The organism is Arboricoccus pini (assembly GCF_900187945.1).
Classification (GTDB): Bacteria; Pseudomonadota; Alphaproteobacteria; order Geminicoccales; family Geminicoccaceae; genus Arboricoccus; species Arboricoccus pini.
Genome location: NZ_FYEH01000016.1, coordinates 46,136 through 69,482, shown reverse-complemented (window position 1 = coordinate 69,482; position 23,347 = coordinate 46,136). Strand labels below are relative to the sequence as shown.

Sequence of the window (23,347 nt, the reverse complement as noted above, 5' to 3'; positions counted from 1 at the left end):
CCATGCGGCTGCACAAGATCGACCGGGATGTCGGCCTCTTCGTCATAACCCTCCTCCTTCTAGGTGGCGTGGCGCTGAAATTCCCGGACTTCATCACGCCCAGGAGCCTGGCGGATCTGCTCGACGACACGGCCATCCTCGTCCTTCTGGCCCTGGGTCAGATGCTGGTCCTCCTGACCCGCGCCGTGGACCTGTCGGTCGCCGCCAACCTTGCCCTGACCGGCATGCTGGTGGCCCTCTTGAACCAGGCGCACCCAGGATGGGGTGTTCTGCCGGTCGTCATCCTCTCCCCCTTGATCGGCGCGCTCCTTGGCGCCTTCAACGGCGTCCTGGTCTGGAAGCTCAAGATCCCCTCCATCGTCGTGACGCTGGGCACGCTCTCGGTCTACCGGGGCGCCGTCTATGTTGCCTCCGGCGGTGCCTGGGTGAATTCCAACCAGATGTCGGAGTCCTTTTTGGGCTTCATCCGCACGCAGATGCTGGGCCTCACGGTGCTGTCCTGGCTGGCCGTGGTCGGCGTCATCCTCTTCGCACTGGCCCTCAGGCTCTCCGTCACCGGCCGGAATTTCTACGCTGCCGGCGGCAACCCTGGCGCTGCAACCTATGCCGGAATCGATGTCGGCTGGATGCAGTTCCTGGCCTTCACGGCCTCGGGCGCCATTGCCGGGCTTGCCGGCTATCTCTGGGTCTCGCGCTTTGCGGTCGCCTATACGGACGTGGCCCAGGGCTTCGAATTGCAGGTGATCGCCGCCTGCGTCATCGGCGGCGTCTCGATCTCCGGCGGAGTCGGCACGGTGGCAGGCGTCGTCCTTGGCGCCCTCTTTCTCGGCATCATCAAGAACGCGCTGCCGCTCGTCGGCGTTTCGCCCTTCTGGCAGATGGCGATCTCGGGCCTGGTCATCACGATCGCCGTCATTCTCAACGCCAGGGGCGACCACTCCAGCCCGCGGCGCATCCTCGAGGAGGCAAGGCCATGAGCCTCAGCATCGAGCAGCTGGCAGCCGACGTCAGGGCGGATCGCGAGGTCCACTCCGCGAGGAAGCGTCCCTTCATGCGCTGGGAATGGCTCCTCCTCCTGGTCGTCCTGGCCACGTTCGGCCTGAACAGCTGGGCCTCGCCCTATTTCCTCGACCCCTACACGCTCTCCGACCTCACCTATAATTTCACCGAGAAGGCCATCGTCGCCTTGCCGATGGCGCTGCTCATCATCGCCCGCGAGATCGACATCTCGGTGGCCGGCATCATGGCGCTTGCCTCGGTCGCCATGGGAATGACCGCCGCTGCTGGCTACGGCCTGCCCGCGATCGTCGCCATGGGCGTGCTGGCGGGCCTCCTCTGCGGGGCCCTGAACGGTGCCCTGGTCACCCTCTTCAAGGTGCCGGCCATCGTCGCCACGATCGGCACGATGAGCCTTTATCGTGGCATCGCCTATGCCGTCCTCGGTGACAAGGTCCTCAAGGCCTACCCGCCGGACTTCGCCTATTTCGGCCAGGGCTATGCCTTCAGTCTCGTCTCGTTCGAGCTCGTCCTCTTCCTGGCGCTGGCCCTCGTTTCCGGCATCGTCCTGCATTTCACCGTGGTCGGCCGTCGCATCGTCGCCATCGGCAGCAATCCCACCGCAGCCCTCTTCTCCGGCATCCGCGTCGAACGCTACCGCTTCTGGCTCTTCACGCTGACCGGCGGTGCCGCCGGTCTGGCCTCGGTCCTTCTCACCTCGCGCCTGGGCTCGACGCGTCCCTCGATCGCGGTCGGCTGGGAGCTCGACATCATCACGATCACCATCCTGGGCGGCGTCTCCATCCTGGGCGGCAAGGGCTCGATCGTGGGCGTCGTCCTGGCAGCCCTCCTTATGGGCCTCGTCACCTTCGGCCTGGGGCTCTTGAACGTGCCGGGCATCGTCATGTCGATCGTCGTCGGCGGCCTCTTGATCGGCGTCATCGCGTTGCCGATCCTCTTTCGGCAGATGCGGGCGGCAAGGAGGGGCACATGAGCCTCCTGGCTGTCCTCGACATCGGCAAGACGAACGCCCGGCTGGCCCTCCTCAAGGCAGAGAATGGCGAGGAAGTCTGGTCCATCCAGCGGGCGAACGGCCAGGGCAGGCAGGGCGTCTTTCGCGAGCTGGATGTGGCCGGCCTCGAGGCCTGGCTCCTGGAAGGCCTGGCCGGGTTGCCGATGAAGGAGGAGATCCGCACGATCGTGCCGGTGGCGCACGGTGCCGGGCTTGCCCTCCTCGCCGCGGACGGGACGCTCCTGGCGGCGCCCGATTATGAGGATCCGGTCTTCGACGAGGTGGCCAAGGCCTATCGCGACATCCGCGATCCCTTCGCGGTGACGCTCTCGCCCGACCTCCCCTTGGGTCTCAATCTCGGCCGCCAGCTCTTCTTCATGCAGACGAGGCTGCCCGAACTCTTCGCCCGCGCCGCCACCTGCCTGACCTGGGCGCAATACTGGACCTTCAGGCTCTCGGGCGTACGCGCCATCGAGCCCACCAGCCTTGGCGCTCACAGCGATCTCTGGGATCCCCGCCACCGCCGCCTTGCCCCCATCGTCGCCCGGCAGGGCTGGGCGCGGCTGATGCCGCCCTTGATCAGCGCCACGGAGCCGGCTGGTCGTTTGCGGCCCGAGCTTGCCGCCCGGACCGGCCTGCCTGCCGATATCCAGGTTATGGGCGGCATCCACGATTCCAATGCCTCCTACTGGCGCCACCGCGCCGTCCGGCCGGCGGATGAGCGCTTTGCCGTCGTCTCGACCGGTACCTGGATCATCGCCCTTTGCGCCGGCGCCGATCTCGGCCGCCTGCAGGAAGCGCGCGACATGCTGGCCAATGTCGACGCGTCCGGCAGGCCCACGGCCGCCACCCGCTTCATGGGCGGGCGCGAATACGCGGCCGTGGCCGGCGCCGACGGCCTGGAGGCCAAGCCGGACGCCGCCGCCCTGGAGCGGCTCGTCGCGGCGGGCATCATGGCGCTGCCCTCCTTCTCGCCCACGGGCGGTCCTTTTGCCGGCTGCAAGGGGCGGATCGTCGGCGCGCAGGACCTGTCGCCGGTGGAGCGCGCGACCCTGGCCACGCTCTATACGGCGCTGCTGACCGACGTCGACCTCGACCTCCTGGACCAGGAGGGCGAGATCGTGCTGGAGGGTCTCTTCGCCCAGAACCCGCTCTTTGCCTCGATCCTGGCAACGCTTCGCCCAAAGGACCGCGTCAGCCGGAGCCCCGACAAGGCCGGGACACTGGGCGGTGCCTGGCTCCTGGCCACCGGCGTCACCGACCATGCGCCGCGATTGGAGCCAGCATCCCCCCTCGCCATGCCAGGCCTTGTCGCCTACCGGGCGCTCTGGCGGACCAGGGCGGAGGCCGCCAGCCAAGGCTGAGGCCGAACCGCAGGAGCCGCCCTTAACGGGGGATGGATCGCATCGGGCGTGGCGGCGACGACAAGCGCTAAGCAAGCGAGAAGAAGGGAGGTCCCGTTGGCGTCAATCTCATCAAAGGAGCGCACGCTCGCCCGTCTGGCGCTTCGCTGCGCCGACTGGGCGGAGCGCTGGTTCCCGGATTCCTGGGTGTTCGCGACGCTGGGCGTTCTCCTGGCCGCCCTGGCCGCCCTCCTCATGGGGGCATCCCCGGCCACGACCGCCAAGGCCTTCGGCGACGGCTTTTGGAGCCTCATTCCCTTCACCATGCAAATGGCCTTCGTCGTCATTGGCGGCTATGTCGTCGCGACCTCTGGGCCGGTCGCGCGGCTGATCGATCTGCTGGCGCTGGTACCCCGGAACGGTCGGACCGCCGTCGCCTGGGTGGCCCTGGCCGCCATGCTGGCGGCACTTTTGAACTGGGGCCTGAGCCTCGTCTTCGGCGGGCTTCTGGCACGTGCGCTCGCCCGTCGCACCGATCTCAAGATGGACTATCGCGCGTCCGGTGCCGCCGCCTATCTGGGCCTTGGCGCCGTCTGGGCGCTGGGCCTTTCCTCCTCCGCCGCCCAGCTCCAGGCCAATCCCGCCAGCCTGCCACCCTCGATCCTGGCCATCACCGGCTTCATCCCCTTCACCCAGACGATCTTTCTCTGGCAGTCTGGCCTGATGCTCCTGGCCCTCCTCCTGGTCTCGCTATTCATCGCCTACCGCACCGCGCCCGGCCCAGAGAGCGCACGCGATGCTGCCGATTGCGGCATCGATCCGGCTCTCGCCGCCCCGCCGGCCGGCCGGCCGAGCCGGCCCGGCGAATGGCTGGAGCACAGCCCCCTCCTCATCATCGTCCTCGTCCTGCTGGCCGGCGGCTGGCTGCTGCAGGAATTCGCCGCCAAGCCCGCCACCCAGGCGATCTCGGGGCTCAACACCTATAATCTTCTCTTTTTGATGCTGGGCGCCCTCCTCCATTGGCGGCCGCGCAGCTTTTTGGATGCGGTCGCCCGCGCAGTGCCGACCACGACCGGCGTCTTGACCCAGTTCCCGCTCTACGGCTCGATCGCCACCATTCTGACAGCGGTGCCGGGATCGGGCGGCCAGACGCTCGCACATCTCATCGCCGCCTTCTTCCTGCGCATCGCCTCGCACGACAACTTTGCTTTCCTGGTCGGCGTCTACTCAGCCGTTCTCGGCTTCTTCATCCCCTCAGGCGGCGGCAAGTGGATCATCGAGGCCCCCTACGTCATGCAGGCCGCAATCCAGCTCCAATATCATCTGGGCTGGACCGTGCAGATCTATAACGCGGCCGAGGCGCTGCCGAACCTTATCAACCCCTTCTACATGCTGCCGCTCCTGGGGGTTTTGGGCCTGAAGGCGCGCGATCTGGTCGGATTCACCTTCGTCCAGCTCATCGTCCATGTCCCGCTCGTCCTCGTCCTCCTCTGGGCACTGGGCCAGACGCTCGACTATCTGCCACCCCTCCTCCCCTAGCTATCCGCCTCCCCTGGTGCTGGCGTCGTCCAGACCTTAAAAGCGGCCACGGTCGGATGAAGGGAAAGGTCGTGCCATGCAGGACGTCGTGATCGGTATCGATGTCGGGACCGGAAGCGCCCGGGCGGGCGTCTTCACGCCCCAGGGCCAGATGCTGGGCCAGGCGGTACGGCCGATCCGCATGTGGCGCGAGCAGGCCGACTTCGTCGAGCAGTCGACCGACGACATCTGGACTGCCGTCGTCGCCGCGACCAAAGAGGCGCTGGCCGCAGCCGGGCCGGTCGCGGTCAAGGGCCTTGGCTTCGATGCCACCTGCTCGCTCGTCCTGATCGATGCAAAGGGCCAGCCCGTGGCGGCCGGTCCCTCGAAGGACGATACCCGCAACGTCATCGTCTGGATGGACCACCGCGCCCTGGACCAGGCGGAGCGCATCAATGCGGGCGGCCATGACGTGCTCCGCTACGTGGGCGGGCGCATTTCGCTCGAGATGGAAACACCCAAGCTCCTCTGGCTGAAGGAGAACATGCCGGAGAGCTGGCAGAGGACGGCGCATTTCTTCGATCTTCCCGACTTCCTGACCTGGCGCGCCACCGGGGCCACCTCGCGCTCCTTGTGCTCGACGGTCTGCAAATGGACCTATCTCGGCCACGAGGATCGCTGGGACGAGAACTATTTTCGCGCCATCGGCCTGGGCGATCTGGCCGACGAGGGCTTTGCCCGCCTGGGGACCGAGGTGCGTCCGTTGGGCGGCGTCGTCGGCGAGGGCCTGAGCACGCGGGCCGCCGCCGAGCTGGGCCTGCCGGCCGGCATCCCCGTCGGCGTCTCCGCCATCGACGCACATGCGGGCGGGCTTGGCGTAATCGGCGCCGCCATCGACGGCCAGCCGGTCGACCAGAAGGGCCTGGAGCAGCGTGTGGCCCTGGTGGGCGGCACATCCTCCTGCCACATGGCGGTCAGCCGCGAGCCCCGCTTCGTGCCCGGCGTCTGGGGGCCCTACTACTCGGCCATGGTGCCTGGCATGTGGCTGAACGAAGGTGGCCAGTCGGCGACCGGCAGCCTCATCGACCATGTGGTGTCGACTCATGCGGCCTATGCCGCCGAGAAGAAGGCGGCCGACGCGGAAGGGATCACGATCTATCAGCGGCTGAACGCCCGGCTGGAGAAGCTGGCCGCCGCTGTCCCCTTCCCGGCCAAGCTCACCGAACGACTGCACGTCGATGCCGATTTCCACGGCAACCGCTCACCGCGCGCCGATGCCACGCTGCGCGGCGCCATCTCCGGCCTGCAACTCCACGCTAACGGCGATGACCTGGCTCTGCTCTATCTGGCCACCATCCAGGCCATCGCCTACGGCACGCGCCACATCATCGAGACCATGGGAGAGCAAGGCTACACGATCGACACGATCACGGCCTGCGGTGGCGGCACCAAGAACCCTGTCTTCCTGCGCGAACATGCCGATGCCTGTCATTGCCGGATCGCCCTGCCGAAGGAACCCGAGGCCGTCCTGCTCGGCAGCGCTATCCTGGGTGCGGTTGCAGGCGGCCTCTATCCCTCGATCGAGATCGCCATGGCGGGCATGAGCGCGCCCGGCGCCCTGATCGAGCCGGCGAGCGATGCCGTAGCTGCCTATCACGACGCCAAATATGCCGTCTTCAAGCGGCTGCACGAGGACCAGATGGCCTATCGAGAGCTGATGCGGGAGACAGCCTCAGGCGACTGAGCGACGGCTTGCCGCAAGGTCGATGAGGAGCGCCGCCGCCAGGGTCAGGCTGCCCAGGAGAAAAAGAAGCTCGTGGCTGCCCGTCTTGGCGAAGAGATAGGAGAAGACATAGGCGGCCACCGCCTGGCCCAGCGCATAGGCGATCGTCGATAGCCGCCAGGCCCGGCTCCCGGCCGCGGCATGACCCGCGGTCAGTTCCTGCACCCGCCCCAGGACGAGGGGCACCACGCCAGGGGTAAAGGCACCGGCCAGGACGGCGGAGAGGTAGAGGGCCGGTTGCCTCTGGCTGAGGGTGACGAGGGCCACCGCCAAGGCCTGGAGACCGAGACCCAGGCGAAGGGCACGGGCAAAGCCGATACGATCGGCCAAGCGTCCCGCCAGGACCGGGCCAGCCAGCGCGCCGAGGCCAAAGGCCAGCCAGCAACCGGCACCAGCGGCAAGCCCGCGCCCCAGGCCACGCGCCACGAAATCGACGAGAAAGAGAATATGCGGCACGATGCCAAAGGCGATCATGCCGTATTCGAGCAACAGGGCGTGAAGCGGCAGCGACAGCCTGGCGCCATCGCTGTCTGGGGTCGCGTCGGCCGGCACGTCGGCCGGCCAGCCGAACCAGGCGAGCAGCGTGGCCAGGAGGGCGACGCCACCCAGGGTCAGCCAGGTGAATTGCAATCCCTGGCTGAGAAGGAACGGCATCGCCATGGCGGATAGCGCTATGCCCAATCCCACGCCCATGAAGATCAGGCCGCCCGCCAGACCACGCCGCTCGGGTCCCACCTCCGGCAGCACGGCCAGGGCCGCCAGGGCCATGATGGCACCGCCGGCCACGCCAGAGAGAAAGCGCCAAAGGAAAAACCAGAGGAAGCTCGCCGGGGCGCTGCAGGCAAAGAAGGAAGCCGTCGCCAAAAGCATCAGGCCGCGCAGGGCCAAGGCCGGCCGCAGTCGGCGGCCGAGCTGCCGCGAGAGCAGCGCACCCGAAAGATAGCCCAGGAGATTGGCCGCCCCAAGATAGGCGGTGGCGCTGGCCTTGAACCAGCCAGCACTGATCAGGACTGGCACCAGCGGCGTATACGCAAAGCGGGCTAGACCGATGCCAAGAAAGGAGGCCAGAAGGGCCGAGAGGATCGCCGCCATAGCGCGGAAAGGGATCGCGTTAGCTTGCATCGCCGCGCCTGCGTCAGCTCTGTTGCAAAGATTGTTCGGACTTACCAACCTCGCCGGCCGTGGGGCCGATCGAATCCGCCATGGTGGCACCGCGCTCGCCCAACGGCCGGTCTTTGCCGATCGTGCTGTCGACGCTGGTCTGATGCTCGATCTCAGCATTGAGCTCCGCACCGATCAAGATGATGATCGAGGAAATCCAGATCCAGGTCATGAAGCCGACGACGGCGCCCAGCGAGCCGTAAGTCCTGTTATAGCTGCCGAAATTGGCGACATAGTAGGAAAAGGCCATCGAGGCGATGATCCAGAGCAGGACCGCCACGATGCTGCCAAGGCTTATCCATCTCCACTTGGCCGGCCGGCGTGACGGCCCGTAACGGTAGACAAAGGTCAAGAACAGACACCCTGCCGCGAAGAGAAGCGGCCAGCGGATCAGTCGCATCACCCATTCGGTGACAAAGCCAAGCCCGACGAAGCTGAGGACGATCGGCAAGACGACGACGCAGCTCAAGGCCAGGATGATGAAGAGAAGGCCGCCCAGCGTCATGGTCAAGGACAGCCCCGTCAACAGGAAGAAACCGCGCTTTTCCCTCTCATGATAGACGATGCTCAATGCATCGAAGAGCGCCTTCATGCTGGCATTGGAGCTCCAAAGTGAGAACCCGAGGCTGATGAAGAAGCCCAGACTCAAGGCGCTGTTATCTTGCGAGACGAGGCGACGCATCTGATCTGCCAGAAGGTCGAGCGCATCGGGCGGCAGCACGCCGCGCAGATAGTCGAGCGTGCCCTCGACCGACTGGCCGCTGGCTAGAAGACCATAGAGCGAGACGAAGGCAGCGATCGCGGGAAAGATCGCCAAGAGCGTATAGAAGGTCATGCCGGCAGCGACGGAAAGCAGCCGGTCCTCGCCGATGTTTCGCCATATCCTGAAGGCTATGTCCCACCAACCCCGGAGGGGAATGCGAGTCGGGGCGTCGGCATCGCGGCCGTGCGGGTCACCTGTCGCTAAACCGGCCAAATAATGCATACTCCATGAAGTCTCGTTCATTAGGATAGACTCAAAGCCCCCGCCGACAAGCGTGGGCCGCAGCAACAAGGTCACACGTGATCCAGTTGCATCGCATTCTGCTTGCTGCGTCGTAAAAGCCAACGCATGATGGCAGGCGAGAGCGAACCCAAAACTTCGAACGGCGTGACGTTAGGGAGACGATGGCCATGGCATTCACGCAGCGCTCCGCAGAATCACGAGCCCGCATTCTTTGGCAGGCACGACGACACTTCGCGGAGCACGGCTATGAGGGAGCGACCATCCGCAACATCGCGCGCGACGCCGGCATCGATCCCTCGATGGTCATGCGCTATTACGGCAGCAAGGAAGGCCTGCTTGCGGCTGCCGCCAGCTTCGACCTTCGCATTCCCGACCTCACCAAATTGCCGCGCGATCAGATCGGCATGACCATTGCCAGCCACTTCGTCGCCAAGTGGGAAGGCAGCGACCATAACGATACAATGACTGTCCTTCTGCGCGCCTCGACCACCAACGAGCATGCGCGCATGAGGATGCACGAACTGTTCCGCACTCAGGTCCTGGCAGCCTTCCGCCCCATCTGTCCGCCTGATGAACTGATGGAGCGGGCGGGTTTTCTCTGCTCACAGATCCTGGGCGTGGCGATCACCCGTTACGTTCTAAAGCTGCCGCAGATCACCTCGCTGCCCGTCGATCGGCTCCTCGTCCAGATCGCCTACATGGCACAGCATTGCCTAGTCGACTCCTTGCCGGAGAAGGCGCCGCCCGAGATCGTCGCCAATCTGGTCGAGGGCAAGGACAGCTTCAAGGAGGCCCGTCTGTGGGCATGAGCGCCAGGGCCTCGGTCAAGGCGTCGCCGAAAAGCCCGGCCCAGCGTCGCTGACCAACTGGCTCCAAGAGCAGATCCTGGCGGATCTCGACCGCGACGTGCGGCAGGCCCCGCCCCTCGCCATGCACGGGGATCGTGTAGTCGGTCTCGTCGCTGACGGCGTAGGGCTCGTTCTCGCCCACGGGCGTCTTGATGTCGTGACGGTGGCGTAGCCAGGGCAGCAGCCGATCGGCCAGCCGGCGGTCACGATGGAACAGAAGCCCTATCTCCCAGGGCCGGGGCACATCCTTGAAAACCGGCGTGAAACTGTGCAGTGCCACCAAGATCGTCCGTCGCCCGGCCAGCCGGCGGGCCTCTAGCGCGTCGGCGATAACGGCGTGATAGGGCTCGAAGATCTCATTCTGGCGCCGTTGCCGATCATGGTCGCTAAGGTGAAGGTTACCCGGGATGACCGTGCTCTCGGAAATCTCTGGGATCGAGCTTTGCACCTCCGGCGGCCGGTTGCAGTCGATCACCAGCCGCGAATAACCCTGACCGATCAATGGCGCATCGAAGCGTGCGGCCAGGATCAGCCCGACCTCCCAGATGCCGATGTCCCAGCCGATGTGGCGAGCGATCTCCGTCTCCTCCAGACCCAGCCTGCCGAGCCGACGCGGGATCAGCCGGTCGGCATGGTCACAGGTGAAGACGAAGGGCGAACTGCCATCCGGCCTCAGGTGACGTACGGGCGACGGTTCGTCAGGCGCTAATAACAGGGCCTCGGCCAAGGCATCCCTCCTTCCTGCTGATCACTTCACCTCGCTCGTGCCTAGTTCGATTCCGCTCCAGGCGAAACCGCGCCGCGGAGCCTTTCTCACGCGCTCGCCCCCTCCGGCTCATGGCGGTGCCAGATCAAGGGAACCAAGAACAAGGGCGTTTGTTTATCGCCACGCGTTCCTTTCAAGGTTTCCATGAATGAAACTCTTCAAATGCCAGCATTGCGGTCAGACGCTTTTCTTTGAGAACACGCTCTGCGAGAAATGCGGTCACAAGCTCGGCTACCTTCCAGATCTGGGCGAAATGAGCGCCGTCGAGCCCGACGGTGCCAACTGGATCGCGCTAGCTAACAAGTCGCCCGAGAGTCGCTACCGTTTCTGCGCGAACTGGGAGTTGCAGGGCTGCAACTGGATGGTGCCTCTCGAAGGCGACAGTCCCTTGTGTCTCGCCTGCCAGCACAATCAGACGATCCCCGATCTCTCCAATGCGGACTTCCACGGCCGCTGGCAAAATCTCGAGGCCGCCAAACGGCGCCTTATGTACTCTGTCTTGAAACTGAATCTGCCGCGTCCAACCCCCGGCAGCGGCGACCCCGAACCTCTCGTCTTCGACTTCCTGGCCGATCCCCCCGATCCCTCGGCGCCCAAGGTCATGACCGGCCACGACAACGGTCTCATCACCATTTCGCTGACCGAGGCCGACGATGCAGAGCGCGAGGCGCTGCGCGCGCAGATGAACGAGCCCTATCGCACCCTGCTCGGCCATTTCCGCCATGAGGTCGGCCATTATTATTGGGACAAATTGGTCCGCGACCGGAACGATCTCGAAGCATGCCGCGCCATCTTCGGCGACGACACGCAGGATTACGGCCAGGCGATCCAGCGCCACTACAACGAAGGCGCGCCGCCCGACTGGCAAAACAGCTTCGTCAGTTCCTATGCTACCATGCATCCCTGGGAAGACTTCGCTGAGACCTGGGCTCACTATCTCCACATCGTGGATACGCTGGAGATGGCCAGCGCCTTTGGCATCTCGATCGCTCCCGATGCCATGGATGTCGAGACTGAAATCGATTTCGACCCTCACAAGGTCCGGCGAGTCGAGACGCTGATCGATGCCTGGCTGCCGCTGACCTACGCGGTCAACAGCCTGAACCGCGCCATGGGCCTCCAGGACCTATACCCCTTCGTCCTCTCACCGCCGGTGATCACGAAGCTCGGCTACATCCACAAGATCGTTCACACACCCGCTGGAACCACCGGCTGACCGTCAAGGCAAGGCCAGGGTCGTAGGGAGGCTAAGAGCTTCTCATCCAGCGCCAGCGAGGCGCGCTTACGGCGATCAGCCGACGGGATACGCCGCCGATCGCTGCATCGGACGTTGCGATGAATTGCCCCCCGTCGCAAAAACGACCGTCGAAACGAAGACGCCCGCATCGACGACGATCGAGGACTCCGACTTAACCGCCCCGCCCATAAGGTGTCTTAACGAAGCGATCCCGGGCCAGAAGCCAGATCGTCTTTGTCCGGCTGGAAGTCCCGGGCGAGTGTCGGTTGTCGGCCTTGAGGACGGTCGCTGCTTCGGGCTGCGCCATTGCCGAACGCCGCGGGTCGATGGCAGGAGAAGAAACGAAGCCAAGGAGAAGACAATGATGCGCGAGGCTCTTGCCGGCGAGGGAGGGATGACGCCCTCGGGCGACGCCCTGCAGCCGCTGGCCGCAGGGGCGCTCGCTGCCGTCGTCGGCTTCGCCAGCGCCTTCACGATCGTCCTCCAGGGCCTGCGGGCGGCGGGTGCCACGCCACTGGAGGCGGCGGCGGGCCTGATGGCTGTTTGCCTGATCCAGGGCGTAGCCTCGATCGCCCTCAGCCTGCGCCTGCGCATGCCGATCAGCATCGCCTGGTCAACGCCCGGCGCCGTCCTTCTGATCGCCACCGGCACGCCGGCCGGCGGTTTTCCGGTCACCGTCGGCGCCTTCATGCTAACGGGCCTGCTCATCGTCATAGCCGGCCTCTGGCGCGGTTTCGGCGAGGCCGTGGCCGCCATTCCGCGCAGCCTCGCCGCCGCCATGCTGGCCGGCGTCCTCCTCGACCTCTGCCTAGCTCCGGTGCACGCGCTTGGCGCCATGCCGCATCTGGCCCTGCCGATCATCATTGCCTGGGCGCTGGCCTGGCGCTTTGCCAGACGCTATGCCGTGCCCGTCACGGTGCTGGTGGCGGCCATTGTCATTGGCCTGTCGACCACCCTGCCGGCCGCGACGCTGACTCATGTCTGGCCTGTGCCGGTCCTCGTTGTCCCGGGCTTCGATCTGGGTGCCGTCGTCAACATCGCGCTGCCGCTCTTCATCGTCACAATGGCCTCGCAGAACGTACCGGGCCTGGCCGTCTTGAATGGCAATGGCTACCATCCGCCGATCGGCTCCCTCTTCGTCTGGACGGGCCTCGCCAGCATTCTCGCGGCCCCCGTCGGCGGCATGACCGTGAACCTGGCGGCGATCACAGCGGCCCTTTGCGCCGGCCCGGAGGCGCATCCTGATGCCAACCGCCGCTGGATCGCCTCGATCGCGCTTGGCGGCACCTATATCGTCTTTGGCCTCTTCGCCGGTCTCGCCGCGGCCTTCATCGCCTCGGCCCCGCCCGTTTTGATCCAGACCGTGGCCGGTCTTGCTTTGCTCGCCAGCCTGGCCAGCGCCCTGATGGGTGCGCTCGTGCGCGAGGACGACAGGGTGCCCGCTATCGTCACCTTCGTCACCGCTGCGTCCGGCGTCGCCGTGCTGGGCATCGGCGCCGCTTTCTGGGGTCTCATCGCCGGCGGGGTCCTCGTGGGCCTGAACCGGCTCGGCCGAAGTTGAGCGGCAGTTCTCCGACTGCCGCTCAACTCGTATGCGGCGCTATCGCCTTCGAGACGCTTAAGCCGGCTTTTCCGGCGCTACCGCCCTTCAGGCTACTTGAGTGCGCTTTTCCGGCGCTATCGCCCTTCGGGCTACTTGAGCCCGCTTTCTCGACGCTATCGCCCTTCGGGCTACTTGAGCGGTTATTCCGAGAAGCCGGTGGCGGCCGGGTTGACCTCCATCTTGATCAACTGGTTGGGCTCGGCGCCAATGCTGCGCGGCGAGTAGGTCAGCTGGCCCTCGCCCTTATAAAAGGCCTCCGTGCGATACGAATCGCCACCGAAGAAGAACGGGATGAAGGCCTTGCCGGTCAAATGGCCGGTTTCGTCATCGGGAGGCCCGATCAGGCTCTCGACCTGCCGGCGGCTCATGTTGAGCTGGATCTTCGAAAATTTGCTGCCGGGTGCCGGCGTGCCGATGATCTCGCCTTCCTCGCCGTTCGACATGACGACCGTCCGGCTGCCGGATGTCGAATTGGACGCCGAGGCCTGATCACTCTCGCCGCCTCGATGGGCGCAGCCATTGAGCATCGCCGCGGCGAGAAATAGGAAAATTAACTTCGCCTTCATTTGCGTCGCCCCCGTTTCATGAAGGCCGGATCACAACCACAAGATGCCCCCGGCGGCAACCCCGAATGGTCCCTGACACGCGCTTAATAGTCGATCGACCGTCTTTTGATGCGCATCAAGCTCATCGCCTCGCCGCCGATGCCCGAGTGAACCGCGGATCCTGGACGCGATGGGCCTCGATCATGCTATCCTTGGCGCGTTGCGCAGATGCGAAGATCAGCCTGGCGAGAGCTAGGTCTGCCACGACCATTTCAACCTTGAAGGCCTGCATCGCCGCCCTATCCCCCTTGCGGATCCGCGCCGGGCGCGTTCAGGGGCGACAGTTCATGAAGGCCCGGTACCCCAGGAAGATCTCGACATGGGAAGCGACGAGGTGGACGACGTGGACGACCCGCTGACCGCCGAGATGAAGGCGATCCAGGCCTACGCGATCCTGCTTCTGGGCCAGGAGGCAGGGCAGGCGGCCTTCGAGTCGGCGACGATCGAGACCAGTACGGCCATGCTATACGAGGCAGCACCGACCCTTGGCCAATTTCGCCTGGCTATGCTGCGGGCGATCGACCAGGGCCTCGATCCCAACCACCGGCCACCGCCGTCGAACGACCCGCGCGTCGATCGGCTGGCGGCCCTGGGCCTGGAAGAGCGCCGTCTGTTCCTCGCGGCCACGCTCCTGGAACTCACGCCCGAGACGATCGGCGACCTGTGGTCGATCCCGGCAGAGACGGTCCGGGCCAAGCTCCGGAGCCTGTCTGGATACGAGCCGGAAAATAGTGAGAAAGATACAAGAAATTAGAATATCCCAATACGACAGAGGCCTAGGGGCGTCTCGTCCCCATGCCGAATGCCAATCATAATCTGCCAATGATGACCGTTCGGGGGAGAGGGTCTGTGCACCCACGTATAGCGGCTCGGCTCCAGGAAAATCTCAACCAGAAGCTTATGCAGTTGGATCAGATGCGAAACGAAGCAGTGACCACCCTTGAGCATCTTCGCATACAGCTGGGCCTTCCAAACGAGGCCAAATTCGAAACCCTCGACCTCGAGATCAACCGTATCGTCAAGCTGCTCGAGGCAATCGACCTCGACGAGCCCCAGGATTTCGTCCAGGAAATCGAGTTGGTCGATTGCCTCGAAGCCTTTGCCAACACGCTGAAGGAACTGGCCGCGCGGCAGAGCTGTGCTTGAGGCCGTTCAGGGGGTGCCGGGCTGCGTCGGCATGCCGCTCTGCATCGCCGATCGACCGCCGCCCAGAGCCTGCACCGGAACGAGCAGCGTGGTCCGGCCGGCTTGTGCGAAAGTGAGCTCGATCGTCAGGACCTGACCCGCCTTCAATCCCGCCGCCAACCCCTCAAGCATGACATGCACGCCACCAGGGGCAAGCTCGGCGCGACCGTGGGCGGGGATCTCGAGACCGTCCTCAAGCGGGCCCATGGTCATGACACCAGCGTCGTCGGCGGCCGAGCGGTGCAGCGAGGCCGACTTCGCGACGTTTGTAGCGACCGCGATCAGACGGTCGGGTGTTTCACCGTCATTGACGATCGTCATATAGGCAGCGCCGGTTGGCTGGTGCGGCGCCGTCGCCAGGGCATGCGGCTCCAGGATCGAGATCTTGCCCACCTTCGCGGCCGGCCCGCCGGCGATCTCGAAGCGCAGGCTGCCCTGCACACGATGCGTGTCGGCCGAGACGAGCCGCCAAGCCAGGGTCTGGCCGCCCGCCTGCAAAGGCTGGGCCGGTACGATGTGCAGGCGCGAGGGATCGCCCGCGTCGACCTTGATTGTGGTGGCGACGGCCTTGCCGTCCGGACCGGTAATGGAAACTCGGCTTAGCGCTGGCTCGATGCCCTCACTGAATTGCAGGACGATGTCCTCAGGCGCTGCCTGGACCGTGGCGCCGTCGGCGGGCGTGGCGGATTGCAGATGCGCATGAGCCTGGGCCGTCGCCGGCAGGAGGAATGCCAGCAGCGGAAGCGCATGACGGAGATGGTTGGGCTTGGCGGCCATTCTTCTTTCCCTAAGCAGCGCTGGCGGCACGTGCCGCCAGCATATGGTGGCCGATAAGATCGACGGCCAGGATCGCCAACATTGATATGCCGGTCAGTGGATAGACCAGGCCGAGGACGAACAGGATGGCCGTCACGGCGACGACCGGTCGACGGTCCGAGGGCCAGGGTGGGGCCGCCAGGGATCCGGGCGGCCGCCGCTTCCACCACATGACCAGGGCACCCACTGCCATGACGATGACGAGCACGCAGGCCAGCGCCAGCACGATCTGGTTCAGCCGGCCGAATTCCTGGCCCATATGAACGTTGACCCCCCACTCAATCGCCTTGCCGCCCCAGCCATAATCGGCAAAGGCGACGTCGATCAGCTTCCGGCCGGTATACTGGTCGAGATGGATAGCCCGCTCCTTGGCGAGGTCTGCCGGGTAGACCGTCCCGCTATAGACCCCCTCAGCCGTCTGCGGCAGCGCCACGGCATAGCCGCGCTCTAGGCCCGCCTCGTTGAAGATCGCCACGGCCGCGTCCAGGCCGATCGAGGTCGGCAAATCGGCTGGCGTTCCCTCCTTCGTCGGCGCACCTTGATGATGGCCACTCGAGAGCGGGACCGGGGACGTCTGCATCGTCCAGCCCACGTCGGCTGCCACGGCTTGAAGCGGCAGGCTCGATGACGGCGCGTCGCCCCAGGCGCCGGCTGGAAAGCCGATGCCGGCGGCGGCGACGAGGCGGTGCGTCTGACCACCCCAAAAGCTCGACCAGGGCATACCCGTGACGGCCAGGAACGCCAGGAAGATTGCGGCAAGAAGGCCACTTACCGCATGGAGATCGCGCCAGAAGATGCGCTTGGTCGGCGTGCCGCGCAGGCTGACGACGCCGCCTTTGCGGCCGCCGCGCGGCCACCAGAGATAAAGGCCGGTCAGGACCAGGACGACGGTCCAGCCGCCAACGATCTCGATCACGTAAGGTGGCCAGACACCAAAGAAGGCCAGGCTGTGCAATTGGCGAACGATACCCATGACCGTCGATTTCGGCCCGATGCTGCCGAGCACCCGCCCGTCCGCCGGATCGAGATAGACAAGACGATGCGTGCCCTCCGGGGTCCGGATGCCGACCGCCGCGGCGGCCCCGGGATCGCCCGGCGTAACGTAGGTCAAGGGGGTCCCGGGCACGGCCCTTTGCGCGTTGGCCACAAGAGCCGATGGCGCGAGGCCCGGCCCGGTGCCGGGCTGGACGCGTAGGAGGTTCGCATGGACGACGGCGTCGATCTCCTTGTGGAAGAGATAGAGCCCACCGGTTACGGCCAAGAGTATGAGGAAGGGGATAACCAGGAGCCCGGCATAGAAATGCCAGCGCCATACGGCGCGATAAACGGCACCCAGCGGCGCCGGACCGAGGGCCCGGGCGGAGGAGACGACTTGCATGATCGACGATCCCGACAAGGGATGAAGGCGGATGCGGCAAGCCCAAGGCTGCGCATCGTCGAAGCCGGGCAACCGCCCGGTCGGCTTCAGATCAGGCTGTAGGGTGGGCCGCGCGGCGGTGTTGGCGGCGCCGTGGTGTAACCGGCACGGACCAGATAGGGCCGTGACGAGGGGGCGGCGACAATGGCGGCACGACGCTGGATCATGCGGTCGCCGACCGTCGGCAGGGTACCCAGATGGGCCACGCAGAAGGGACAGGGCAGGCAGGGACTGGCCTTGGCTGGCCCGTCGGGTGACAGCCTGGCATCGGCACCCGGCAGGCCGTGCAGGGCGTGCTCGCCACAGATGAAGATGCCAGCCGCCCCGGCCGGCACCAGGGTGGTGACAAAGCCGGCCGCCAGGATCTGGAGGATGAAGGCATAGGCTAGCGCCAGCGCGCCCAACCGACGCGCGTCACCCTTCTCCGCCCAGGATCGAGACTGTCGCATCGATCCAATCTGACGGAACCTTACCACGTGGGAAAGTTCTCAAAGCCGCCAAGGGCCAAAATGGGCGACTTGGTCGCAGCCGATGGACGGGCGCGCTCGGCTGGACGGGGGGCCGCAAGGCTGCGAAACTGCCAAGCCTAAAGGATCGCTATCAATGGCGATCCATGATCAAGAGCCTTTTCAGGGAGGCAACATGGATCTCGTGAGCGAGGGCGCCGCCGCGCGCGTTGACGCTTGGCTCGCATCGTTCGGCGACGCCTTGGAACGAGGCGACGCCAAGGCGGCGGCGGCGATGTTCGAGGCGACCGAAAGCTTCTGGCGCGACCTTGTCGCCTTCAGCTGGAATATCATCACGGTCGAAGGTCCAGCCGGCGTGGAGGCCATGCTGGATGCCACGCTCGGCCAAGCAAAACCCCGGCAGTTCCGCCGGACCGATACCGCCAGCGAGAAAGACGGCATCGTCGAGGGCTGGTTCACCTTCGAGACCGAGGTCGCACGAGGCCTTGGCCATCTCCGGCTGAAGGGCGACAAGGCCTTCACGCTGCTTTCCACCATGACCGAGCTCAAGGGCCATGAGGAGAAGAAGGGCCGGCGCCGCATCATGGGCGCCGAGCACGGTGTCCATCCCGGCCGCAAGAACTGGCGGGAAAAGCTCGAGGCCGAACGGGCCGAGCTCGGCACCACCAAGGATCCCTATGTCCTGATCGTCGGCGGCGGCCAGGGCGGCCTGGCACTGGGCGCCCGGCTGCGCCGCCTGGGCGTGCCGACCATCATCGTCGATAAATACCCTCGGCCGGGCGACCAGTGGCGCAGCCGCTACAAGTCGCTCTGCCTGCATGACCCGGTCTGGTACGACCACATGCCTTATCTGCCCTTCCCGGACGATTGGCCGGTCTACACGCCCAAGGACAAGATGGGCGACTGGCTCGAAATGTATGCCCGGGTCATGGAGCTGAATTTCTGGGGCAGCACCACCTGCAAGAAGGCCAGCTTCGACGAGGCAGCGAAGACCTGGAGCGTCGTCGTCGAGAAGGACGGCAAGGAGGTCACGCTCCGTCCAAGGCAGCTCGTCCTGGCGACCGGCATGTCGGGCGTACCCAACGTGCCGAAGATCAAGGGTGCCGAGCGCTTCAAGGGCGTCCAGCACCATTCGAGCCAGCATCCGAGCGGCGAGGCCTATCGCGGCAAGAAATGCGTCGTCATCGGCGCCAATAATTCGGCCCATGACATCGCCGCCGATCTTTGGGAGCATGGCGCCGACGTGACGATGGTGCAGCGCTCCTCCACGCACGTCGTCACGTCGCGCTCGCTCTTCAAATACGGCACGGGCGTGCTCTACTCGGAGGATGCGCTGGAGCGCGGCATCACCACCGACAAGGCCGACCTCCTGGCCGCCTCGATGCCCTATCGGATCATGCATCGCGGCCAGATCCCGATCTACGAGGTGATCAAGAAGGAGGATGCCGATCTCTACGACCGGCTGACGAAGGCGGGCTTCATGCTCGATTTCGGCGACGACGAATCCGGCCTCTCGATGAAGTATCTCCGGCGCGGCTCGGGCTACTATATCGATGTCGGTGCCTCGGACCTGGTGGCGGACGGCAAGATCAAGCTGAAAAGCCGCGTCGGTGTCGACCATATCACCGAGGATTCGGTCGTCCTCACCGACGGCACCGAGCTGCCGGCCGACCTCATCGTCTATGCCACGGGCTATGGCTCGATGAATGGCTGGGCCGCCCGGCTGATCTCGCAGGAGGTGGCGGACAAGGTTGGCAAATGCTGGGGCTTAGGTTCGGCTACGACCAAGGACCCCGGCCCCTGGGAGGGCGAGCAGCGCAACATGTGGAAGCCCACCCAGCAGGAGGGTCTCTGGTTCCAAGGCGGCAACCTGCACCAGGCACGCCATTACTCCCAGTTTCTCTCGCTGCAGTTGAAGGCGCGGATGGAGGGCATCCCAACTCCAGTCTATGGTATGACACCAGCCCACCATTTAGCCTGAGACTCTGTCTGTGGCATGGTGGGCGCGGCAATCAACGGCCGACCACCGGCCACCATGGAGGACCTCATGCAGCGTGCCGATCTCACCGAAAAGCTGCTCGACATCAAACGCGAGAAGGGCTGGAGCTGGGCGCATATTTGCCAGACGATCGGCGGCTCGTCGCCTGTTCTGGTCACGGCAGCGATCCTTGGGCAGATGAAGCTGACCAAGCCGCAGGTCGCCGAGGCGGTGCGTCTATTCGGGCTGAGCGAGGCCGAGGGTCGCCTTCTCAACGAGGCGCCCTATCGCGGCTCCTGCCCGATGCCGCCCACCGACCCGCTGGTCTATCGTTTCTACGAACTCGTCATGGTCTATGGCACGACCTGGAAGGAGCTCATCCAGGAGGAGTTCGGCGACGGCATCATGTCGGCCATCGATTTCGACTTCGAGCTTGAGCGTGAGCCCGATCCCAAGGGGGATCGGGTCAAGATCACCATGTCGGGCAAGTTCCTGCCCTACAAATATTATGGTGCCACGGGCAACAACCCGACCTTGGGCTACAAGGAGGAATAGGCTGGAAACAGGTCGAGGAGGCCGTTTCAGGCCTCTTTGACCAAGGTTGAATCGACGATCTCGGCCTTGGGACCGTGCTCCTGGATCGAGCGGATCGCATTCTGGGCAGACTCCTTGGCGGTGTAGCCTTCTGTCACCCAGACGGTCTGGCCGTTCGAGGCAATGAAACGGACGCGAAACTCGCCCTTCTTGTCCTTGTGGATCTCGAACTTGTAGGCCATGGCATTGTCTCCTTGCATGGTTGGCGAAAGAGGAAGCAACACCTCTCCTCATGCCACGGCTTCAACACTCGACCAACCAGCAAAACGCTTCAGGCGCTGATGATGCTGGTAAAAGCATCCGCAGGTGCGAACCAGGCCGGACGAACCAGGCCCTCCTTGCTGCGATCGATGACGAGATGGGTCTCGAGCGCGACCGCGAGGGCCTTTTGCTTCACCGGCACCTCGTGAAAGTTCGAGCATGTGGCGCCGCGCTCGGGATGCAGGCCGCCGGCTGAGATGAAGGCCTTGGTCACGCCCAACTGGTCGAGCAGAGCCAGTTGCGGCCCCGCCGCGAAGGAGGCGGACGCCGGCTCGTAGACACCGCCCAGGAGGATCAGCCTGATGCTCGGCCGACCCGCCAGCCGCTCGGCGATGTTGAGCGCGTAGGTGACGACGGTAAGTGGCATGCCCTGGGAAAGCCCCACCGCCAGATGCGGCAGCGTCGTGCCGCAATCGATGAAGATTGTCTCGTCCGGCCGGACCAATGAGAGGGCTTTGGCACAGGCCTTGGCCTTGGCGCGCGCGTGCACGTCCTTTTCCGTGTCGATCGAATAGGGCGTCTCGGTATCCGGTGCCGCCACGATATAGCCGCCCAGATAGGCAAAGGGCGACAGCGGATGCTTGAGATCGCGGCGCACGGTCATTTCCGAGACACCGAGCAGAGCCGCCGCGTCCCTCAGGCGCATGACGCCGTCGAGGCGGACCGCCTGCGCCAGCCGCGCCAGCCGCTCGGTCGGGCTCGAGCGCCCCTGTCTGGTATCATCGCCGTTGAACGAAGCCATGGGCCCTTTGAGTATGCTCGGGTGACATTCGGTTACTGCCTAAGCTTGACGAAAACGGCGGATTGTTGGAAGGATCTTCACAAGAAATGTTAAGATAATAACAGTCCGCCGGCGTCGCAGCCGACGGAGACAGGATGCCAGACCGATGAGCGCACAGCTGAAAGCTGGCGAGATCGCCGCCTATATCGATCACACGATCCTCAAGCCCGAAGCCCGGACCGAGGAGGTGCTGGCCTACTGTGCCGAGGCCAGGCAACACGGCTTCAAATCGGTCTGTGTGAATGGCGTCCACGTGGCGGGTGTTGCCAAGGCGCTGGCCGGCAGCGAGGTTCTGACCTGCGCCGTGATCGGCTTTCCGCTTGGCGCCTCGGGCGCGGCGCAAAAGGCGCTGGAAGCCAGCCGGGCCGTGGCGGACGGCGCGGCCGAAATCGATATGGTCATCGACATCGGCGCTCTGAAGGACGGCCGGCTGGATGATCTCAAGGCTGACATCGACACCGTGCGCGCGGCCGTGCCTCAGGCGGTCTTGAAGGTGATCATCGAGACCTGCCTGCTTACCGACGACGAGAAACGGGCGGCATGTCTTGCCGCCAAGGCGGCCGGGGCTGATTTCGTCAAGACCTCGACCGGTTTTTCCAAGGCCGGCGCCACGGTCGCCGACATCGCCCTCATGCGTGCCACGGTTGGCCCGAGCATGGGGGTCAAGGCCTCGGGCGGCGTGCGCACGCTAGAGGACGCGAAGGCGATGATCGCGGCCGGGGCCACCCGCATAGGCGCCAGCGCCAGCGTGGCCATCGTGACCGCCACGAGTGCTGCCGCCAGCGACTACTAGGCCGGACTTCAAGAAGATCTGCACGGCTGCCGCGAAGTGCGGCGTCGGCATGGGAGGACTAATGATGAAACGACGGACCACTCTCGGACTGATGGCAGCTGGCCTGCTCGGCGGGACGGCGATCATGCGCGCGAGGCCGGCCTTTGCGGCAGACGGCATCGTCAATGCCTCCAAAGTCTCCAAGGACATCACGAGCGATGGCGCGGGCAAGTCCTATTCGATCGCCACGGTCGTCAAGGTCGACGGCATTGCCTGGTTCGATCGGATGCGCGGCGGCGTGAAGCAGTTCGCCACCGACACCGGCCACGACACCTGGATGGTCGGCCCCTCCCAGGCGGACGCCGCCCAGCAGGTACAACTGGTCGAGAACCTGATCGCCCAGGGCGTCGATGCCATCTGCATCGTGCCCTTCTCGGTCGAGGCGGTGGAGCCCGTGCTGCAAAAGGCGCGCGATCGCGGCATCGTCGTGATCGCCCACGAGGCCTCGAACCTCAAGAACGCCGACTACATCCTCGAGGCCTTCGACAACCGCGCCTATGGTGCCGAGCTCATGAAGCATCTTGGCCAGCAGATGGGCGGCAAGGGCAAGTACGTGGCCACGGTCGGCAGCCTGACCTCGCAATCGCAAAACGAATGGATCGACGGCGCCGTCGCCTACCAGAAGGAAAACTTCCCCGACATGTCCCAGGCGACCAACCGCCTGGAGACCTATGACGACGCGGCCACCGACTACAACAAGCTGGCCGAGACGCTGACCGCCTATCCGGATCTCAAAGGCATTCTCGGCGGACCGATGCCGACCTCGGCCGGCGCCGGGCGGCTGATCGCCGAGAAGAAGCTGGCGGGCAAGATCTTCTTCGCGGGGACGGGCCTGGTCTCGGTGGCCGGCGAGTATCTCAAGAACGGCGACATCGCCTATATCCAGTTCTGGGACCCCGCCGTCGCCGGCTATGCCATGAACGCGCTGGCGGTCATGGCACTCTCTGGCAAGAAAGATCAGATCAAGGCTGGTCTCGATCTTGGCCTTGAGGGTTATACGAGCCTGAAGACGCCGGCGAATGCGGCCGCCAACATCCTCTACGGCCAGGGCTGGGTCGGCGTCACCAAGGACGACATGGCCAACTATAACTTCTAAGCCCGCTTGGGCGGTGCCGGCCGGCACCGCTTTTTCCTTGCA

23 protein-coding genes are annotated in these 23,347 nt (G+C 65.1%); 14 read left to right on the top strand and 9 right to left on the bottom strand.

The features are described 5' to 3' along the window. Positions 1–2: 2 nt before the first annotated feature. The 5 genes from CFB17_RS16790 to CFB17_RS16770 all read left to right on the top strand — a co-directional run bounded on the left by CFB17_RS16790 (position 3) and on the right by CFB17_RS16770 (position 6,613). Positions 3–977 carry an ABC transporter permease gene (locus CFB17_RS16790; RefSeq protein WP_088562729.1) on the top strand — a complete coding sequence of 325 codons (975 nt, stop codon included), beginning with the start codon at positions 3–5 and terminating at the stop codon, positions 975–977. Continuing rightward, positions 974–1,990 carry an ABC transporter permease gene (locus CFB17_RS16785; RefSeq protein ID WP_165769672.1) on the top strand — a complete coding sequence of 339 codons (1,017 nt, stop codon included), beginning with the start codon at positions 974–976 and terminating at the stop codon, positions 1,988–1,990. The genes CFB17_RS16790 and CFB17_RS16785 overlap by 4 nt, the downstream gene beginning before the upstream one ends. Then, entirely contained in the window at positions 1,987–3,372 is a 1,386-nt protein-coding gene (locus CFB17_RS16780) for an FGGY-family carbohydrate kinase (RefSeq protein WP_088562728.1), read from the top strand. The genes CFB17_RS16785 and CFB17_RS16780 overlap by 4 nt, the downstream gene beginning before the upstream one ends. Positions 3,373–3,468: 96 nt before the next feature. Further along, positions 3,469–4,890 (top strand): short-chain fatty acid transporter, encoded by a 1,422-nt coding sequence (locus CFB17_RS16775; protein ID WP_088562727.1) that lies wholly within the window; start codon positions 3,469–3,471, stop codon positions 4,888–4,890. Positions 4,891–4,966: 76 nt separating this feature from the next. Next, the gene (locus CFB17_RS16770; RefSeq protein ID WP_088562726.1) at positions 4,967–6,613 is read left to right on the top strand and encodes an FGGY-family carbohydrate kinase; all 1,647 of its coding nucleotides are present in this window, start codon (positions 4,967–4,969) and stop codon (positions 6,611–6,613) included. On the opposite strand, the gene CFB17_RS16765 is transcribed toward CFB17_RS16770, so the two are convergent. Both CFB17_RS16765 and CFB17_RS16760 read right to left on the bottom strand, forming a co-directional pair. Continuing rightward, positions 6,602–7,774: a YbfB/YjiJ family MFS transporter gene (locus CFB17_RS16765; protein WP_088562725.1), complete on the bottom strand. Its 1,173-nt coding sequence runs from the start codon at positions 7,772–7,774 to the stop codon at positions 6,602–6,604. The genes CFB17_RS16770 and CFB17_RS16765 overlap by 12 nt on opposite strands. Before the next feature lie 13 nt (positions 7,775–7,787). Next, positions 7,788–8,798: a YihY/virulence factor BrkB family protein gene (locus CFB17_RS16760; RefSeq protein ID WP_207762149.1), complete on the bottom strand. Its 1,011-nt coding sequence runs from the start codon at positions 8,796–8,798 to the stop codon at positions 7,788–7,790. A 188-nt stretch (positions 8,799–8,986) separates the two neighbouring features. On the opposite strand from CFB17_RS16760, the gene CFB17_RS16755 reads away from it, so the two are divergent. Then, positions 8,987–9,628: a TetR/AcrR family transcriptional regulator gene (locus CFB17_RS16755; RefSeq protein WP_088562746.1), complete on the top strand. Its 642-nt coding sequence runs from the start codon at positions 8,987–8,989 to the stop codon at positions 9,626–9,628. Here the strand turns inward: CFB17_RS16755 and CFB17_RS16750 are convergent. After that, positions 9,603–10,394 (bottom strand): N-formylglutamate amidohydrolase, encoded by a 792-nt coding sequence (locus CFB17_RS16750; RefSeq protein ID WP_088562723.1) that lies wholly within the window; start codon positions 10,392–10,394, stop codon positions 9,603–9,605. The two genes, CFB17_RS16755 and CFB17_RS16750, sit on opposite strands and share 26 nt — an antisense overlap. 187 nt (positions 10,395–10,581) lie before the next feature. On the opposite strand from CFB17_RS16750, the gene CFB17_RS16745 reads away from it, so the two are divergent. Further along, positions 10,582–11,649 carry a zinc-binding metallopeptidase family protein gene (locus tag CFB17_RS16745; protein ID WP_088562722.1) on the top strand — a complete coding sequence of 356 codons (1,068 nt, stop codon included), beginning with the start codon at positions 10,582–10,584 and terminating at the stop codon, positions 11,647–11,649. A gap of 385 nt (positions 11,650–12,034) precedes the next feature. Next, positions 12,035–13,231, top strand: a complete 1,197-nt coding sequence (locus CFB17_RS16740) for a benzoate/H(+) symporter BenE family transporter (RefSeq protein ID WP_243389922.1) — start codon at positions 12,035–12,037, stop codon at positions 13,229–13,231. 182 nt (positions 13,232–13,413) lie between these two features. On the opposite strand, the gene CFB17_RS16735 is transcribed toward CFB17_RS16740, so the two are convergent. Continuing rightward, on the bottom strand, positions 13,414–13,839 hold the full coding sequence (locus tag CFB17_RS16735) for a hypothetical protein (protein WP_088562721.1): 426 nt from the start codon (positions 13,837–13,839) through the stop codon (positions 13,414–13,416). Between the two features lie 358 nt (positions 13,840–14,197). Between CFB17_RS16735 and CFB17_RS16730 the strand changes: the two genes are divergently transcribed. Together CFB17_RS16730 and CFB17_RS16725 are read left to right on the top strand one after the other, a co-directional pair. Continuing rightward, a complete protein-coding gene (locus CFB17_RS16730) occupies positions 14,198–14,632 on the top strand; it encodes a hypothetical protein (RefSeq protein ID WP_088562720.1) in 435 nt (144 codons plus the stop codon). 161 nt (positions 14,633–14,793) lie between these two features. Next, positions 14,794–15,024, top strand: coding sequence for a hypothetical protein (locus CFB17_RS16725; RefSeq protein ID WP_133063942.1), 231 nt, complete (start codon positions 14,794–14,796; stop codon positions 15,022–15,024). Positions 15,025–15,030: 6 nt separating this feature from the next. Here CFB17_RS16725 and copC read toward each other — a convergent pair whose 3' ends face one another. From copC to CFB17_RS16710, 3 genes are all read right to left on the bottom strand, one after another. Further along, positions 15,031–15,840 carry a copper homeostasis periplasmic binding protein CopC gene (gene copC, locus CFB17_RS19320; RefSeq protein WP_165769670.1) on the bottom strand — a complete coding sequence of 270 codons (810 nt, stop codon included), beginning with the start codon at positions 15,838–15,840 and terminating at the stop codon, positions 15,031–15,033. A gap of 10 nt (positions 15,841–15,850) precedes the next feature. Next, a complete protein-coding gene (locus tag CFB17_RS16715; RefSeq protein WP_088562744.1) occupies positions 15,851–17,257 on the bottom strand; it encodes a PepSY-associated TM helix domain-containing protein in 1,407 nt (468 codons plus the stop codon). 86 nt (positions 17,258–17,343) lie between these two features. After that, positions 17,344–17,745: a hypothetical protein gene (locus tag CFB17_RS16710; protein WP_133063941.1), complete on the bottom strand. Its 402-nt coding sequence runs from the start codon at positions 17,743–17,745 to the stop codon at positions 17,344–17,346. 193 nt (positions 17,746–17,938) lie between these two features. Between CFB17_RS16710 and CFB17_RS16705 the strand changes: the two genes are divergently transcribed. Both CFB17_RS16705 and cynS read left to right on the top strand, forming a co-directional pair. Then, a complete protein-coding gene (locus tag CFB17_RS16705; RefSeq protein ID WP_088562743.1) occupies positions 17,939–19,744 on the top strand; it encodes a flavin-containing monooxygenase in 1,806 nt (601 codons plus the stop codon). A 66-nt stretch (positions 19,745–19,810) separates the two neighbouring features. Beyond that, complete coding sequence (cynS, locus tag CFB17_RS16700) at positions 19,811–20,296, top strand: cyanase (RefSeq protein ID WP_088562742.1); 486 nt, start codon at positions 19,811–19,813, stop codon at positions 20,294–20,296. Positions 20,297–20,322: 26 nt separating this feature from the next. On the opposite strand, the gene CFB17_RS16695 is transcribed toward cynS, so the two are convergent. Both CFB17_RS16695 and CFB17_RS16690 read right to left on the bottom strand, forming a co-directional pair. Next, positions 20,323–20,517: a YegP family protein gene (locus CFB17_RS16695; protein WP_088562717.1), complete on the bottom strand. Its 195-nt coding sequence runs from the start codon at positions 20,515–20,517 to the stop codon at positions 20,323–20,325. An 89-nt stretch (positions 20,518–20,606) separates the two neighbouring features. Then, positions 20,607–21,338, bottom strand: a complete 732-nt coding sequence (locus tag CFB17_RS16690; protein WP_088562716.1) for a DeoR family transcriptional regulator — start codon at positions 21,336–21,338, stop codon at positions 20,607–20,609. Between the two features lie 145 nt (positions 21,339–21,483). Here CFB17_RS16690 and deoC point away from each other — a divergent pair, with 145 nt between their 5' ends. Both deoC and CFB17_RS16680 read left to right on the top strand, forming a co-directional pair. Continuing rightward, positions 21,484–22,170, top strand: a complete 687-nt coding sequence (gene deoC / locus CFB17_RS16685) for a deoxyribose-phosphate aldolase (RefSeq protein WP_088562715.1) — start codon at positions 21,484–21,486, stop codon at positions 22,168–22,170. A gap of 91 nt (positions 22,171–22,261) precedes the next feature. Continuing rightward, entirely contained in the window at positions 22,262–23,305 is a 1,044-nt protein-coding gene (locus CFB17_RS16680; protein ID WP_407642436.1) for an autoinducer 2 ABC transporter substrate-binding protein, read from the top strand. Positions 23,306–23,347: the final 42 nt, after the last annotated feature.

What these genes read in the sequence shown, in the direction of transcription:
- CFB17_RS16690 (WP_088562716.1), bottom strand. Translation starts at nt 21,338, where the DNA reads ATGGCTTCGTTCAACGGCGATGATACCAGACAGGGGCGCTCGAGCCCG.
- CFB17_RS16730 (WP_088562720.1), top strand. Translation starts at nt 14,198, where the DNA reads ATGGGAAGCGACGAGGTGGACGACGTGGACGACCCGCTGACCGCCGAG.
- copC (WP_165769670.1), bottom strand. Translation starts at nt 15,840, where the DNA reads ATGGCCGCCAAGCCCAACCATCTCCGTCATGCGCTTCCGCTGCTGGCA.
- CFB17_RS16695 (WP_088562717.1), bottom strand. Translation starts at nt 20,517, where the DNA reads ATGGCCTACAAGTTCGAGATCCACAAGGACAAGAAGGGCGAGTTTCGC.
- CFB17_RS16715 (WP_088562744.1), bottom strand. Translation starts at nt 17,257, where the DNA reads ATGCAAGTCGTCTCCTCCGCCCGGGCCCTCGGTCCGGCGCCGCTGGGT.
- CFB17_RS16765 (WP_088562725.1), bottom strand. Translation starts at nt 7,774, where the DNA reads ATGCAAGCTAACGCGATCCCTTTCCGCGCTATGGCGGCGATCCTCTCG.
- CFB17_RS16780 (WP_088562728.1), top strand. Translation starts at nt 1,987, where the DNA reads ATGAGCCTCCTGGCTGTCCTCGACATCGGCAAGACGAACGCCCGGCTG.
- cynS (WP_088562742.1), top strand. Translation starts at nt 19,811, where the DNA reads ATGCAGCGTGCCGATCTCACCGAAAAGCTGCTCGACATCAAACGCGAG.
- CFB17_RS16790 (WP_088562729.1), top strand. Translation starts at nt 3, where the DNA reads ATGCGGCTGCACAAGATCGACCGGGATGTCGGCCTCTTCGTCATAACC.
- CFB17_RS16755 (WP_088562746.1), top strand. Translation starts at nt 8,987, where the DNA reads ATGGCATTCACGCAGCGCTCCGCAGAATCACGAGCCCGCATTCTTTGG.
- CFB17_RS16710 (WP_133063941.1), bottom strand. Translation starts at nt 17,745, where the DNA reads ATGCGACAGTCTCGATCCTGGGCGGAGAAGGGTGACGCGCGTCGGTTG.
- CFB17_RS16725 (WP_133063942.1), top strand. Translation starts at nt 14,794, where the DNA reads ATGCGAAACGAAGCAGTGACCACCCTTGAGCATCTTCGCATACAGCTG.
- CFB17_RS16735 (WP_088562721.1), bottom strand. Translation starts at nt 13,839, where the DNA reads ATGAAGGCGAAGTTAATTTTCCTATTTCTCGCCGCGGCGATGCTCAAT.
- CFB17_RS16745 (WP_088562722.1), top strand. Translation starts at nt 10,582, where the DNA reads ATGAAACTCTTCAAATGCCAGCATTGCGGTCAGACGCTTTTCTTTGAG.
- CFB17_RS16740 (WP_243389922.1), top strand. Translation starts at nt 12,035, where the DNA reads ATGCGCGAGGCTCTTGCCGGCGAGGGAGGGATGACGCCCTCGGGCGAC.
- CFB17_RS16785 (WP_165769672.1), top strand. Translation starts at nt 974, where the DNA reads ATGAGCCTCAGCATCGAGCAGCTGGCAGCCGACGTCAGGGCGGATCGC.
- deoC (WP_088562715.1), top strand. Translation starts at nt 21,484, where the DNA reads ATGAGCGCACAGCTGAAAGCTGGCGAGATCGCCGCCTATATCGATCAC.
- CFB17_RS16760 (WP_207762149.1), bottom strand. Translation starts at nt 8,798, where the DNA reads ATGCATTATTTGGCCGGTTTAGCGACAGGTGACCCGCACGGCCGCGAT.
- CFB17_RS16680 (WP_407642436.1), top strand. Translation starts at nt 22,262, where the DNA reads ATGGCAGCTGGCCTGCTCGGCGGGACGGCGATCATGCGCGCGAGGCCG.
- CFB17_RS16770 (WP_088562726.1), top strand. Translation starts at nt 4,967, where the DNA reads ATGCAGGACGTCGTGATCGGTATCGATGTCGGGACCGGAAGCGCCCGG.
- CFB17_RS16705 (WP_088562743.1), top strand. Translation starts at nt 17,939, where the DNA reads ATGGATCTCGTGAGCGAGGGCGCCGCCGCGCGCGTTGACGCTTGGCTC.